Source organism: Flavobacterium sp., from assembly GCF_025352425.1.
GTDB lineage: Bacteria > Bacteroidota > Bacteroidia > Flavobacteriales > Flavobacteriaceae > Flavobacterium.
This window is the reverse complement of the sequence record NZ_JANXTI010000056.1, coordinates 12,839-27,448: the sequence shown is the minus strand read 5'-3', so window position 1 is coordinate 27,448 and position 14,610 is coordinate 12,839. Positions and strand designations below refer to the sequence as shown.

General features: G+C 35.6%; 15 protein-coding genes and 1 tRNA gene. 8 read left to right on the top strand and 8 right to left on the bottom strand.

Translation table 11 applies throughout. The features are described from left to right. Nucleotides 1–99: 99 nt before the first annotated feature. A tRNA-Met gene (locus Q0Q99_RS07735) sits at nucleotides 100–173 on the bottom strand. A gap of 143 nt (nucleotides 174–316) precedes the next feature. Between Q0Q99_RS07735 and Q0Q99_RS07730 the strand changes: the two genes are divergently transcribed. Next, nucleotides 317–709 (top strand): START-like domain-containing protein, encoded by a 393-nt coding sequence (locus tag Q0Q99_RS07730; RefSeq protein ID WP_293893881.1) that lies wholly within the window; start codon nucleotides 317–319, stop codon nucleotides 707–709. A 51-nt stretch (nucleotides 710–760) separates the two neighbouring features. Then, a complete protein-coding gene (locus tag Q0Q99_RS07725) occupies nucleotides 761–1,597 on the top strand; it encodes an aminotransferase class IV (protein WP_293893878.1) in 837 nt (278 codons plus the stop codon). Here the strand turns inward: Q0Q99_RS07725 and Q0Q99_RS07720 are convergent. The 5 genes from Q0Q99_RS07720 to Q0Q99_RS07700 form a co-directional block, all read right to left on the bottom strand. Further along, nucleotides 1,594–2,154 (bottom strand): YqgE/AlgH family protein, encoded by a 561-nt coding sequence (locus Q0Q99_RS07720; protein ID WP_293893876.1) that lies wholly within the window; start codon nucleotides 2,152–2,154, stop codon nucleotides 1,594–1,596. The genes Q0Q99_RS07725 and Q0Q99_RS07720 overlap by 4 nt on opposite strands. Before the next feature lie 121 nt (nucleotides 2,155–2,275). Next, nucleotides 2,276–2,578 (bottom strand): HU family DNA-binding protein, encoded by a 303-nt coding sequence (locus tag Q0Q99_RS07715; RefSeq protein WP_293893873.1) that lies wholly within the window; start codon nucleotides 2,576–2,578, stop codon nucleotides 2,276–2,278. A gap of 145 nt (nucleotides 2,579–2,723) precedes the next feature. Beyond that, nucleotides 2,724–3,671 carry a methionyl-tRNA formyltransferase gene (gene fmt / locus Q0Q99_RS07710; RefSeq protein WP_293893870.1) on the bottom strand — a complete coding sequence of 316 codons (948 nt, stop codon included), beginning with the start codon at nucleotides 3,669–3,671 and terminating at the stop codon, nucleotides 2,724–2,726. A gap of 2 nt (nucleotides 3,672–3,673) precedes the next feature. Next, nucleotides 3,674–5,566 carry an ATP-dependent DNA helicase RecQ gene (locus Q0Q99_RS07705; protein ID WP_293893866.1) on the bottom strand — a complete coding sequence of 631 codons (1,893 nt, stop codon included), beginning with the start codon at nucleotides 5,564–5,566 and terminating at the stop codon, nucleotides 3,674–3,676. 96 nt (nucleotides 5,567–5,662) lie between these two features. After that, nucleotides 5,663–6,199: an AAA family ATPase gene (locus Q0Q99_RS07700; RefSeq protein WP_293893864.1), complete on the bottom strand. Its 537-nt coding sequence runs from the start codon at nucleotides 6,197–6,199 to the stop codon at nucleotides 5,663–5,665. Nucleotides 6,200–6,356: 157 nt separating this feature from the next. Between Q0Q99_RS07700 and Q0Q99_RS07695 the strand changes: the two genes are divergently transcribed. The 4 genes from Q0Q99_RS07695 (at nucleotide 6,357) to Q0Q99_RS07680 (ending at nucleotide 9,584) form a co-directional block, all read left to right on the top strand. Then, complete coding sequence (locus Q0Q99_RS07695) at nucleotides 6,357–6,641, top strand: DUF493 family protein (RefSeq protein ID WP_293893861.1); 285 nt, start codon at nucleotides 6,357–6,359, stop codon at nucleotides 6,639–6,641. Then, a complete protein-coding gene (locus tag Q0Q99_RS07690) occupies nucleotides 6,641–7,360 on the top strand; it encodes a DUF4290 domain-containing protein (RefSeq protein ID WP_293893859.1) in 720 nt (239 codons plus the stop codon). Before Q0Q99_RS07695 ends, Q0Q99_RS07690 begins: the two co-directional genes overlap by 1 nt. 78 nt (nucleotides 7,361–7,438) lie before the next feature. After that, the gene (gene murA, locus Q0Q99_RS07685; RefSeq protein WP_293893857.1) at nucleotides 7,439–8,752 is read left to right on the top strand and encodes a UDP-N-acetylglucosamine 1-carboxyvinyltransferase; all 1,314 of its coding nucleotides are present in this window, start codon (nucleotides 7,439–7,441) and stop codon (nucleotides 8,750–8,752) included. Between the two features lie 64 nt (nucleotides 8,753–8,816). After that, nucleotides 8,817–9,584, top strand: a complete 768-nt coding sequence (locus tag Q0Q99_RS07680) for a TSUP family transporter (RefSeq protein ID WP_293893855.1) — start codon at nucleotides 8,817–8,819, stop codon at nucleotides 9,582–9,584. A gap of 215 nt (nucleotides 9,585–9,799) precedes the next feature. On the opposite strand, the gene Q0Q99_RS07675 is transcribed toward Q0Q99_RS07680, so the two are convergent. Both Q0Q99_RS07675 and aroQ read right to left on the bottom strand, forming a co-directional pair. After that, nucleotides 9,800–12,277, bottom strand: a complete 2,478-nt coding sequence (locus Q0Q99_RS07675; RefSeq protein WP_293893852.1) for a DUF5686 and carboxypeptidase regulatory-like domain-containing protein — start codon at nucleotides 12,275–12,277, stop codon at nucleotides 9,800–9,802. Between the two features lie 15 nt (nucleotides 12,278–12,292). After that, the gene (gene aroQ, locus Q0Q99_RS07670) at nucleotides 12,293–12,706 is read right to left on the bottom strand and encodes a type II 3-dehydroquinate dehydratase (protein ID WP_293893849.1); all 414 of its coding nucleotides are present in this window, start codon (nucleotides 12,704–12,706) and stop codon (nucleotides 12,293–12,295) included. A gap of 287 nt (nucleotides 12,707–12,993) precedes the next feature. Here aroQ and Q0Q99_RS07665 point away from each other — a divergent pair, with 287 nt between their 5' ends. Together Q0Q99_RS07665 and xerD are read left to right on the top strand one after the other, a co-directional pair. Further along, the gene (locus Q0Q99_RS07665; protein WP_293893846.1) at nucleotides 12,994–13,575 is read left to right on the top strand and encodes an outer membrane beta-barrel protein; all 582 of its coding nucleotides are present in this window, start codon (nucleotides 12,994–12,996) and stop codon (nucleotides 13,573–13,575) included. A gap of 77 nt (nucleotides 13,576–13,652) precedes the next feature. Continuing rightward, nucleotides 13,653–14,552 carry a site-specific tyrosine recombinase XerD gene (gene xerD, locus Q0Q99_RS07660; protein ID WP_293893843.1) on the top strand — a complete coding sequence of 300 codons (900 nt, stop codon included), beginning with the start codon at nucleotides 13,653–13,655 and terminating at the stop codon, nucleotides 14,550–14,552. Nucleotides 14,553–14,610 lie beyond the last annotated feature (58 nt).

The window sequence follows — 14,610 nt, the reverse complement described above, 5'->3', positions numbered from 1 at the left end:
ATAAAATTCCTTACTCCATTTCCTTACTCCGTAAAACTCTAATAAGATTGACTTTCAATAAAAAACCCCTTAATACCTGAATATTAAGGGGTTTTGGTGTAGCGAGGACGGGAGTTGAACCCGTGACCTCAGGGTTATGAATCCTGCGCTCTAACCGACTGAGCTACCTCGCCATAACACTACAATCCCTGATTGCGGGTGCAAATATAAAATTATTATCAATGGTTACAAACTTATAACGCGTATTTTTTTTATTTTTAAAAAAGGTTCTTTTTTGATTTTATATTCTTTATATTTCCAAAAAATTTGTTTGAACATGAATAGTAAAATACGTTATGAGCTTGAATTTCCCCTAAATTCTTCCCCACAATTATTATATCAATATATTTCAACACCTTCAGGTTTACAGGAATGGTTTGCGGATAATGTTAATTCGAGGGGTGAATATTTTACTTTTACCTGGGATGATTTGGAGGAAAATGCACGCTTAGCTTCGAAAAAAACAGATGAAAAAGTAAAATTTAAGTGGGTTGACGAAGAAAAAAAAGATACTGATTATTATTTTGAATTACGGATTTTAGAAGATGAAATTACGAAGGATGTTTCTTTGATGGTTGTTGATTTTGCGGAAGAAGATGAGTTAGCTGAATCGAGATTATTATGGGAAAACCAAATTTCCGATTTGAAACACGTCATAGGTTCTATTTAAAATCAATTTTTTAAAAGTTATATTTGTCCCGTTTATAAGCGGGATTTTTTTATGATTAATTTTAATGGTGTAATTCACAATTCAGATATACAATTAACGGTTTTAAATAGGTCATTCTTATATGGTGATAGCATTTTTGAAACTTTAAAGATTGTAAACAATAAAATATTATTTTTTGAAGATCATTATTTTCGATTAATGGCTTCGATGCGTATTATTAGAATGGAAATTCCGATGTCCTTTACTATGGAATACCTCGAGGAACAAATATTAAAACTAGCGGAAGTAATCGAAATCCACGATTCCGCAAGAGTCAGATTAACTGTTTTTAGAAATGAAGGCGGATTTTATTTACCTGAAAACAATTCGATTTCCTTTGTCGTTCAGGCAACGAAGCTGGAATGCATAAATTATAAAATTGCCAAAAATCAATTTGAAGTTGATTTATACAAAGACTTTATTGTTCCAAAGCAATTACTTTCAACGATTAAAACAGCGAATAAAATTACGCATGTAACGGCAAGTATTTTTGCCAAAGAAAACCATTTGGATTCTTCCTTACTTATTAATGAAGCCAAAAATGTAATTGAGGCGGCCAATGGCAATCTGTTTATGTTAATGGGAAATACATTGATAACACCGCCAATTTTTGAAGGCTGCTTAAATGGGATAATGAGAAAACAAATTATAGCAATAGCCAGACAACTTGATGGAATAGATATGGTGGAAACAGCAATTTCCCCTTTCGATTTACAAAAAGCAGATGAATTGTTTATTACCAATGTTATCATTGGAATTCAGCCTATTACTAAATACCGCAAAAAAGAGTTTGGAATGGCCTTGTCAGAAAAATTGTTGCACAAATTAAATACGTTGATTGACGCTTAATTCAAAGTAGGGTTTTCCGGGGCATTGGACCAAATAAGGTAATCACCGCCTAATTCTACAATTTTATCTTTCCAAAAATGGCTGGATGATTTCTCCAAAATCTTATTCTCATAAACATTTTCAGCCAAAATCCATGAATTCGCCTGCATCTCATTTTCTAATTGCTCGGCATCCCAACCTGTGTAACCGAGAAAGAAGCGGATATTTTTCTTCTTTATGACGCCGCTATTGATTAGGTTTTTAGTGAAATCGAAATCGCCACCCCAAAATATCCCATTTGATATTTCGATGCTATTTGGAATTAAGTCAGGGATGTTATGAATGAAATACAGATTATCCTGTTCAACCGGGCCGCCATTATAGATTTTAAACTCGGATTCGATGTCGGGAATTAAATCTTTGATGTTGTATTTGAGGGGTTTATTCAGAATAAAACCAACAGAACCTTCATTAGTATGCTCAGCCAGTAAAATCACAGATCTATTAAAAGACAAGTCGCCAATGATAGATGGTTCCGCTAATAAAAGCACTCCTTTCTTTAATTTTTCCGAAATCATTTGCAATTAATTTTTAATAAAGTTGGTAAAAATATTTGTAGAAACCAAATTATTAAGGTAAAAAACAAAAAAAACCATCCCGATTGGTCGGGATGGTTTATATTTCAATTGAATAAAATTCTTAGTTTACTGATCCGTCTAAATCTGCACCAGCTTTGAATTTAACTACATTCTTAGCTGCAATTTTGATAGTTTTTCCAGTTTGAGGGTTTCTTCCGTCTCTTGCAGCTCTTTTAGATACTGACCAAGATCCGAATCCTACTAAAGATACTCTTCCACCTTTTTTCAAAGTACCGGCTACGTTACCTAAAAATGATTCTAAAGCTAATTTTGCTGCTGCTTTTGTTACTCCTGCGTCAGCTGCAATTGCATCGATTAATTCTGATTTGTTCATAATGTTAGTTATTAATTGTTGGTTAAACATTTTGTTAATGATAACAAATTTAAAAGGAATTCCTTACTAGACAAGCGTTTTCGTCTTTTTTTCAAATATTTGTTGATAACTTAGTTCATTTGTTGATAAACCCAGGCGTTTTATCGATTTTTTTATTTAAAAAAGCTCCGAGTCCTTATTCTGCTTGCGCTTTTTCTGAAAAAGCAATACCATTTAGGAGCTCATTTACCTGCATTTTTTTCTTTCCTGGAAATTGAATACTTAAGATTTCGAGGAAGCCTTCTTTCACAGCAATTTTAATTTCTTTTTTGGTTGTGATAATCCTACCTATAATATAAGAGTGGTTTTCAAAAATAATCTTTGCCTCGTAGATTTTCACATTCCATTCTTGCTCATTATCTTTAAAGAAACACCAAGCAGATGGATAAGGTGACAATCCGCGTATCAAATTATGAATTTCGGTTGCCGATTTTGTCCAATCAATTTTACAATTGTCACGGTTTAGTTTATATGCCGTTTTTATTTCCGGATTATCTTGTTGAGTTGTTGTGTGAACTTTTCCTTTTTCAATCAGTGATAAAGTTTCTAAAACAGCTTCACTCCCTAAAAGCATTAGTCTGTCATGAAGCGCTCCCGCGTTTTCATCCGGACCAATTCCGATTTCCTTATTCAAAATCATCGCTCCGGTATCAATTTTATCATCTATAAAAAATGTAGTAACGCCGGTTTTAGTTTCTCCATTGATAATTGCCCAATTGATTGGCGCCGCGCCGCGATAGTTTGGCAGCAACGATGCGTGAAGGTTAAAGGTTCCCAATTTTGGCATTCTCCAAACTGCTTCCGGCAACATTCTAAAGGCAACCACAACCTGCAAATTAGCATCCAGAGCTTTTAATTCTACCAAAAAAGTTTCATCTTTAAGATTGGTAGGTTGCAATAACTTTAAGTTGTGTTCCAATGCATATTCCTTTACAGCCGAATATTTAATCTTTTGGCCACGACCGGCAGGTTTGTCAGCAGCGGTGATTACTCCAACAACTTTATAGTTGCTCTTTAGTATAGTATCCAAAATACCGACAGCAAATTCGGGAGTTCCCATAAAAACAATGCGTAACTTTTCCATGCTTATTTTAAAGAATATAAATTATTTGATTTGATACTAATCGTATCATTTTCCAAAAGATTCCGAAGTGTAAAGATAACATCGTCTTTAGGAAATTTGGTTAGCTTTTGAATATCTCTCGAATTGAAATCCTGCATTTTCAAAAGTTCCACAATTTTTTCAGAAATACTTTCCGGGCTTTGTTTTTTTTCGTTTTTCGAAATGCAATACGAGCAAATACCGCAATCATCTTTTATAGTTTCGCCAAAATAGCGCATCAGCAACTTATGCTTGCAGGTTTTGGTATTTTTACTATAATGTAATACTGCTTGAAGCTGCTCGGTTTTTAGTTTATTCTGTGCTTCCAAATGTTTGGAAACCCTGTTTATAGTGCGCTCATCTTCGCGGACTTCGTTAAGCGTAATTGTCGCATCATTGTTTTTGGAAATCAAATCAATAATCTGTTTTTCTTTTAATTTCTGCAAAAGTGAAAGCACAATCTTTTCATCGGTGTTCGATTTTTTGGCAATTAATGTTGGATTAAAAGCAGTTTGCATATCGTAAATTCCGGGATAGGTTCTTAAAATGGTTAGGATGATTTCTTCATCTGCTGTATTAAGGCTCATGTATCGAATCACTTCTTTAGACGGAATAATAAACTGAATACTAACTTTTTCTGAAAATTCCTGAGACAAATTAATAACGCCCTGCCGGTCCAAAAACACAAGAGCATTATACGTTTTCAATGTTGGAAAAGTATACTTGGTACAAAACTGATTTAAGTTAAAGCTGAACTGCTCGTTTATGCCTTCGCCATAGGCAATTTGAAAGAAGCTGCATAATTTGGAAAAAACCAAATTTAAAAAAGCCTTATCTGGTAACACACTCAAGAATTGCGCTTCGGCATGCAAAACATCTGATGGATTATTGAGCAGAACCGCAAATGCTTTCTCGCCATTTCGTCCCGCGCGTCCTGATTCCTGATAATAGTTTTCCAGGTTTTGAGGCAAATGCAAATGTATAATGGTTTTCACATTGGCTTTGTCAATTCCCATTCCAAAAGCATTGGTAGCAACCATTACCTGAACTTTTTCCTCCATCCAACGTTTCATGTGTTTTTCTTTCTCTTTTGAAGATAATCCGCCATGATAATATGTCGCAGTAAAATTGTGGCTCTCCAATTGATGAACTGTTTCCAGGCAGGATTTCCTATTGGTTACATATATAATAGAAGGTAGCGGATTTTTATGTAAAATTTGTTGCAAAAGGTGCAGCTTATCTTCAGTTTCAAAAACCATGTACGCAATATTTTCCCTGTAAAATGATTTCGAGAAAACGTGTGGGTTATCCAACTTAAGCTGTTCGATAATATCTTCCTTAACCCTCAACGTAGCCGAAGCGGTCAAAGCCAAAAAAGGAATTTTTGGAAAGTATTCCTTAAGTTGTACAATCTTTAAGTAAGCCGGGCGAAAGTCATGACCCCATTGCGATACACAATGCGCTTCATCAATGGCGATAAGATTTATTGGCAAATTTTTTATGCGCTCTAAAATCCATTCGTTTTGCAGGCGCTCGGGAGAAAGATATAAGAATTTATAATTTCCGAACTGACAATTATCCAATAAATCAATAATGGCATCGTGATGAATTCCTCCCGTTAAAGCGATGGCTTTGATCCCTTTTTTTTGCAGATTTTCAACCTGGTCTCGCATCAAAGCAATTAATGGCGAAATAACTAAACAAATTCCTTCCTGCATAAGGGTAGGCACCTGAAAACAAATTGATTTTCCCCCGCCGGTTGGCATTAGTGCAAAAGTGTCCTTTCCGTCCAAAACCGAGTTTATGATTTCTTCCTGCGATTCACGAAAAACATCGTGTTTCCAGTATTGTTGAAGTATTTCTAAAGCTTTACTCAAAGGATAATTGTTATGCCCTTCGACTAAACTCAGGGTGATATTTTCTAATGGTAAAGATATAAAATAAGATTTGGTTGCCGTTACAGTAAAAGTGTATTATGAAAGATGGCCAAAGATGAAATGAATGCGTTCTTCAACAGTTCCGCAAGGAACCTCGATAAGTTGATAACCGTATTTTTCATAGGTTTCAATCAAATGATCAAAAATGAGTTTGGCCTGTTCGTAATTCTCATAACGTGCTTCATCGCTTTCATAAATTTCTTCCCAGGGCGGGAGCACAAAAACCTTTGAATACGAATGTTCCCTGCTGGCCTGATCAAAAAAAGCCGGATAACTATCTCCAATGTAATGCATATAGGCCAAAATATCTGGAATTCCCCTGTCCATGAAAACAATCTCAGCTGTGTCTTGGTTAGCCTGTTGATATTGCTTCTTTCTTCCTTCCAACAGTAATTCACTAAACATCAAAGGCCTCTCAAGGAATAATTGTTCAATGCCTTGTTTTTTGGCTTCCAAAGTTATTTGTCGGGAAATTTCAGGAAAACACGCATAGCCCTGTTCGATGAGTGCATCAATTATTGTGGTTTTCCCTGTTCCAGGACCACCAGTTATGACTATGAGTTCTTTTTTCAAGTTTTTGAAATGAAGCGCAAATTTATTGAAACAAATTAGAATACTGAAAGTGTTCGGGTTTTATTTTTAACTTATAAAAACTATTTTTTTTAAATCTTGGAAACCTGCTTCAAATATCTAAAATCAATACTGTATATTTGCTTTTATTTTGTTTAAAATGGATAAGAAAACAGAGGAGTTTTATATAAGATTACGGGAAGAACTGAGCAATACTTCTGAATGGCCAAGTGAATATCTATATAAATTTATTGTGCCAACAAGCCCAAAAAAAATTGAAGAAATAGAAAATGCTTTTGATAATATCGGTGCCGTAATCCAAACCAAACAATCAAAGAATGCAAAATACACCAGTGTATCAATAAACGTGATGATGGAAAGCCCGGAGCTTGTTGTTGAAAAATACATTGAACTATCTTCTATCGAAGGAATAATATCATTATAATGACTGAGAAATATATAAAAGAAAATGCAAACGAAGTGGTTCATCATTTGGAATACAATGGCGAAAGATCACATTTAATCATCCCTGAATATGGTCGCCATTTGCAGAAATTGATTAATCAGGCAACCGATATTGATGACAGGGAAAGGCGCAATAAGGTGGCAAATTATATTATTCAGGTTATGGGAAGTTTAAATCCGCACCTGCGTGATGTCCCCGATTTTCAACACAAATTGTGGGATCAGATTTTTATAATGTCGGATTTCAAACTGGATGTTGATTCTCCTTACCCAATTCCGACCCGGGATGTAATACATCTCAAACCGGAAAGATTAGCCTATCCACAGAAAAATCCAAAATATCGTTTTTATGGCAATAACATCAAGTACATGATTGATGTGGCTAACAGTTGGGAAGAGGGCGAAATGAAAAATGCGTTGGTTAAAGTCATTGCCAACCATATGAAAAAGTCGTACTTGAGTTGGAATAAAGATACCGTTACCGATACTGTAATCTTTGAGCATCTTTACGAATTGTCAGACGGGACACTGAACTTACTGCAAAGTACAGAAGAGTTGTTGACCACAACTGATTTGATGCGTACCAACAAAAAAATGTCCAATAAAAACATGCCTGCTTCTAACCCGAAAATTAAAATCAACAAAAACGCTAAGAAGCCATTTATAAAGAAAAATAACAATAACAATAATCCAAAATAGTTAAGAGTCATTAATTATGAGTTATGAGTTTGCCTCATTTACTCATAACTTTATAACTTATAATTCATAATTACAAAAATGGGAACTTTTAAAATTGAAGGAGGCATCCAACTTAAAGGCGATGTAACACCACAAGGAGCCAAAAATGAAGCATTACAAATTTTATGCGCCGTGCTTTTGACTCCTGAAAAAGTAACAATCAACAATATCCCTGACATTATTGATGTCAATAAACTGATAACGCTTCTGGGTAACTTAGGTGTGAAAATTCAAAAAAACGGTCCCGGTTCTATAACCTTTCAGGCTGACGACGTAAATGTTGGCTATCTTGAAACGGAAGCTTTCAAAAAAGAAGGCGGAAGTTTAAGAGGTTCTATTATGATTGTTGGGCCACTTTTAGCGCGTTACGGAAAAGGATATATTCCAAAACCGGGCGGCGATAAAATTGGACGCCGTCGTTTGGATACACATTTTGAAGGATTTATAAACCTGGGTGCAAAATTTCGTTACGAAAGAGAAGACCATTTTTATGGTGTGGAAGTTAAAGGAAGACTAAAAGGTGCAGACATGCTGCTGGACGAAGCATCGGTAACGGGAACAGCCAACATAGTTATGGCTGCGGTTTTAGCCGAAGGAATAACCACAGTTTACAATGCCGCCTGCGAACCTTATCTACAACAGTTATGTAAAATGCTTAACTCTATGGGAGCAAAAATCACCGGAGTTGGTTCTAACTTATTGAGGATTGAAGGTGTTGAAGCATTGGGTGGCTGCGAACACAGAATCCTTCCCGATATGATTGAAATTGGTTCCTGGATTGGCCTTGCGGCGATGACCCGTAGCGAAATCACGATTAAAAATGTTTCCTGGGACAATCTTGGTGTAATTCCGAGTGTGTTCAGAAAATTAGGTATTACCTTAGAAAGAAAAGGCGACGATATTTATATTCCTCCTCATACTAAAGGCTATACGGTTAAAACCGATATTGATGGTTCGATTTTGACTATCGCCGATGCACCTTGGCCGGGATTCACACCTGATTTGTTGAGTATCATTTTGGTTGTGGCAACCCAAGCCAATGGCGATGTTTTAATTCACCAAAAAATGTTTGAAAGCCGTTTGTTCTTTGTGGATAAATTAATTGATATGGGTGCGAAAATTATGCTGTGTGATCCTCACAGAGCTGTAGTTATGGGACATGATTTCAAATCACAACTGAAAGCAACGATAATGAGTTCGCCGGATATTCGTGCGGGAATCTCCCTGTTGATTGCGGCGCTTTCTGCAAAAGGAACTTCTACCATCCAAAATATTGAACAAATTGATAGAGGTTACGAACGCATAGATGAAAGGCTTCGTGCACTTGGGGCCAATATCGTGAGAGTGGAGTAAGAATATGGAAAATAGAATATAGAAAATAGAGGTACAGATTTGTGCCTCTTTTCATTTGGTCAATATGGAAACATACATCATAATTTTGCTTTGCATTGCGGCGTTCTTTGCCGGATTTGTTGATGCTATTGTGGGCGGCGGCGGATTGATACAAACTCCAATTGCCTTGATTTTATTGCCAAATCTTGCCGTTTCCTCAATTATTGGCTCGTTGAAGATTCCCGCTTTTAGCGGAACTAGTTTTGCAGCAAATCAGTATCTGAAAAAAGTGGACATGAATTGGAAACTACTATCCATAATGGCGGTTGTTGCTTTTGCTTCCGCTTTTTTAGGTTCCAATTTACTGACCAAAGTCCATAATGATTTTATGAAGCCATTGCTTTTGGTTGTCCTGACTTTAATTGCCATTTATACATTTGCGAAAAAAGATTTCGGAATTCACCAGGCAAAAGAGCATACAGTTAAACGCCAATTCTTATTGGCCATTACCATGAGCATCTGCCTTGGATTTTATGACGGATTTATCGGTCCCGGAACCGGAAGTTTTCTTGTACTGGCTTTTGTAACTGTTTTAGGCTTTGATTTTCTTCATGCTTCAGCAAATGCCAAAATGGTGAATCTGGCAACCAACTTTGGTTCGATTTGCCTGTTTGTTCTTAAAGGAAAAATCATTTGGGCAATCGCAATTCCAATGGCTGTCTGCAATGCAGTTGGTGGTTGGATTGGCGCAAAACTCGCCATCAAAAAAGGCAATGGGTTTATACGTATTTTCTTTTTGATAGTTGTAATCGGAACACTGCTACGTTTTGGTTATGATGTGTTTTTTAAATAAGAAGACCATTTGAAGGAGCCCGAAGACATTTTGAACTCGTCTGAAGACAGTTTGAATCCTTCCGAAGACAGTTTGAATGCGTCAGAAGGTTCATTGTATTAGTCCGAAGTCTTTTTGCATGCCTCCGAAGCCTCGTTGAATGAGTCCGAAGCCTCGTTGAAGGCTGTGAAGGATTGAAAATACTGGAAAGTTGATTTTTGAAGGGATCTTTCCTATTACTCAAACACATTCAAAAACTTTAACCCAAAGATTACGCCATCGCCCTGATATCCGTTTTGATAGGAACGAACATAATCCACCCTAAACAAACGATACTTTCCAAAGCCAAGATTGTCCAATCCCACAGAGAATTCCTGATATGGTTTTCTGTCAGGAACAGCGAGGTTATGAAATCCTAGAACCAATTGGGACTGCAGGTATTTCAATAACGGAATCTTATTCATAAAATAGCCTTTGTCATTATGCTCAAGATGGGTTTCGCTATAGCTGTCATTCGTACTCGCGGCATAATAAGGCAATAGGTTAAAGACATTGGTATAAGTATCGGTTTGCCCAATATGAGTCTGGTTCCCGTTGAAATGTTTATAATCAACAAATGAAATATTGTCGGCATTGAAGAATTTACCGGCTTTAAAAGCCATTTGTAATGTTCCTTTATTACCCAAAGTCACCTCATAGTTTACACGTGCAGCAACAAAATCATATTCATAATTTTTATCTGTGGCAGCAAATGTTTTTTCATAACCCAAAGACAGGGAAGGATAAGTATCATTTGGGATATTGTATTTTCCATCGGGACGGCTTATGTATTTTTGTCCAAAATTAAAACGCATCAGCACATTGGTTTTAACTAAATTATGTTTGCTGATGGCCGCCGAAGTTTCATCATTTGGCGAAAGCGGATTGTTTGAAGTATATATATCGTCACTTTTTATGACGCTATAATCGGTCGTGTTATACAAAGGTTTTCTTTCGGAATATTCGGCATTTATGTTCATGTAAAAACCATTGACAACCTCTCTTCCAAAAAAGCCGGAGACAAAATTCTTTTCATACAGTTTCATAAAATTGTTCTTGAAAAACAAAGTGCTGACAGTATTAACAATATTTGAAATGGGATTACTTCCGTTAAACTGATTGGCAGAACTTCCGCCATTGAAAGATAACGTACTATTGTTTGTATTATTGAATTTATGGGTATAGTTAGCTGCCGCACGTATCTTTTCTTCCGAAAAACCATAGTCAAACCTAGAACTTATTCTGGTATATGTTCTCTTATCCTCATCACGTTTTGTATAAGATAAACCCGCGTTGAGACGCCACCCCTGAACCGTATTAAAAGAAGTTGAGGTTAATGGGCCATCATAATCAATGGACCATTTTTTAAACGAATTCTTATAGCTGTAACCACTCAAGATATCCATCACTTTGAATTTGTTGTGTTTGGCATCAATCGAATCCAAATAGGTTTTTGATTTCTTTTTTGTCTGCAGAATATCTTTCTTCTGATAATCTGTAGTTTCTTCTTCGGTCAGGGGAACAGGGCGGATGGTGTTCCAAAAAGCATCTTCTTTTTTATTCGCATTTTCTTCAAATGTCAAGATTTCATTGGTAAAGGTTTTCTTTTCAAACTGGTTGGAAAATTCAAAATTAGAATATACATACGTAAATCGGCCATTGACCTTAATGCTAAGTATCCCAGCCATAAAGTCAAGCGTCTGCGTATTTTTCACCCAAATTTTATTAATCGAATTATAGCTAAAGCTTTGTTTCAAAGTGAGATTGTCTATAGCCGGCGACTGCATCTGATTGCCTTTTATGGATAAATCGATGGCATAAACAGCATAGGAATCATCCACGATATATATATAACCTTCCATAACGGGCTCACTTTCGCGACGCGGAATAACTTTTATCTTATTAATCTGCTGACGGTTTTCGGTAAAAAATGAACCTTCAAATTTGTATTTATAATAGTTGAAAGCATTATCAGCAATAGGAGATACCACATTAATTTGAAACGGAAGGTAGTTTTCGTAAAAATCAAAATTCACAGAAGCGGCGTTGTTGAAACTAAACCCGTTGTCTTTGCCACTTACTTTTGAAGCCACAATAACTTCTTTCATTTTATCTGGTTTTTGAAATGTAATCTTAGAAACTGTTTCCGATAGGTAAACGATTCCGCTTCGGGTTGAGTCGAGTATTTCATCAAAGATGTCAAATTTTTGACCTAAGATGGTTTTCGGTGCATCCTTCAATCGGATAATCCCACGGGAATAAAAGTCGGATTTGAATCGGGCTGTTTTTTCGGAGTTTTCTTTTTTCTTTTTAATGGCATTTCGGATAATGTCATTTGCGGGATTGTCTTTCGGATTGATTACAACTTCTTTAAGCGTGATATTCTCTTCCTCCAAAGTGATTGTCAAATTTTCGGCAAATTGATTTTTCGCAATGGATTTTTTGACAGTTTTGTATCCTAAATACTGAAAAATTATTGTTGGGTTTTCGCTTTTTACATTTAGAGTAAATTTTCCCTTGTCGTTTGTTGTTGTTCCATTATAGGTGTTCTCTTCGAAAATGTTTACAAAGGCCAACGGATTTCCTTTGTTGTCGGTAACGGTTCCTTTGATTTGTGCAAAAGAAGTAAAGGTTATTAACAGCAATAAGATGGAGAGTGATTTTTTGAGTAACATATATAGGTGTAATGATTATAGGAAAGATTGCAGCGCCAATTCGTAGCTTTTTAAACCGAAACCAATAATGATTCCTTTTGCATTAGGTGAAATAAAGGATTGATGGCGAAAAGTTTCCCTGGAGAAGGTATTGGAGATATGCACTTCTATAACCGGTGTTGAAATGGCTTTTACCGCATCGCCAATGCCAACTGAAGTATGGGTGTAAGCAGCAGCATTTAGAATAATACCATCATACGCAAATCCAACCTCCTGTATTTTATCAATCAATTCGCCTTCAATGTTACTCTGGAAATAGGAAAGTGATATGGACGGATATTTCTTTTCCAGCTCTTCATAAAACGTGTCGAAAGTCATGCTTCCATAAATTTCAGGCTCTCGCTTTCCTAACAAGTTTAAATTTGGACCATTAATGATGATTATTCTCATTTGAAGATTATTTCTGTAAAAATATGAATTATCAGGTAAATGAGTAATTAGTTTAACCTAAAAACTGCAATTATTAATAGGGGAAACACCCTAAATAGCAGAATATATTGATTTCTTAATAATCGATTATGCTTATCAACAACGCTCAATAGCTTTAAGACACTGGCAAATAAAAGATTAAAGATGGTTTTTGTTAATAAAATTGTTAATAACTGTAATAGTGGGTAACGTTGATAGAAAAGGATTACTTATAAATTTGTTCATATTAATTTTAAAATTAAACAAACATGAAAAAAATTATTTTAACAGTAGCTGCAGTATTCGCTTTGACGTTTGCTAATGCACAAGACAAAAAAGAAAAGTCTAGTGAAGGTTTTTCTAAAGGAGATTTGTATTTAACAGGTACTGCTGGATTTTCTAGTGACAAAACTGCCCTTGGAGTTAAAACTGACGGTTTAACACTTGCTCCAGGTATCGGTTATTTTTTAACTGAAAACGTTGCTTTAGTTGGTGGTTTAGACTACAATTCAACTAAAGTTGGTAATGCTAAAACAACAGGTCTAGGTTTACACGCGGGTGTTAAATATTTCTGGACACCAGCTAGCAAATTCTCTTTGTCAATCGGAGGTGAATTATCTTACATGACTTCAAAAGAAGATACATTTGATGTAAAAACTAACACAATTGGTCTTACTGTACCAGTAGGTTTACATTATTTCGTGTCTGATGCATTTGCTATCACTTCTACATGGGGAGGTTTAAACTATTCTTCAGCTAAAGCTGATACTTCTGGTGCTAAAGCTGCAACTAATTTAGGCTTACGTCTTGATATGTCTTCTATCTCTTTTGGTTTGTTATACAAACTGTAATTAGTTTAGAGCATAAAAACTTAAACCGCGCTTTTAGCGCGGTTTTTTTATAGTTAAACTTTTCGTTTCTTTGCTCTATGAACTGGAACAGTTATATTAAAAGTTTTCAATCCTATCTAAAAATTGAACGCGGCTTGTCAAAAAACACCGTAGCAAATTACACTTTCGATTTAGAACGATTGACCAAATTTTTACTCGAAAATGGAATGAGTATTTCTCCTGAAAAAATTAGTGAAGAAATCATTCAGCAGTTTATATATTCTGTTTCCAAAGAAGTGAATGCCCGTTCACAAGCCAGAATTATTTCGGGCTTAAGAAGTTTTTTTTCCTATCTTATCTTTGAAGATTACCGCTCTGATAATCCAATGGAATTAATTGAAGCACCAAAAATCGGCAGAAAACTGCCGGATACACTATCAGTAGAAGATATCGATAATCTTATTGCCGCTATCGATTTATCTAAACCTGAAGGAGAACGAAACAAGGCTATATTAGAAACTTTATACGGTTGTGGGCTTCGGGTTTCGGAACTTATTACTTTGAAAATTTCTGATTTGTTTTTTGATGAAGATTTTATCAAAATTACAGGAAAAGGGAACAAGCAACGTTTTGTCCCTATTGCCCAATCCACCCAAAAGTACATTGAGTTATACAAGAATGCTGTTAGACCCCATCTTAATATTGTCAAAGGCTTTGAAGACACGTTGTTTTTAAACAGAAGAGGAAAGCAACTTACCCGCGCGATGATTTTTACTATTGTAAAAGAATTGGCAATCAAAATTAATTTGTTTAAAACAATTAGTCCTCATACTTTAAGGCATTCATTTGCAACTCATTTGCTTGAAAATGGCGCCGATTTGCGTTCTATTCAAATGATGCTTGGGCACGAATCTATTACTACCACAGAAATTTATGTCCATTTGGATAGAAAACATTTAACACAAATCATCAATAAATTTCATCCCAGAAAAATGTAGTTTGGTTATTTATTTTCTAATTTTGTTGCTGCCCAAAAATAAAATAATCCCAAATCTG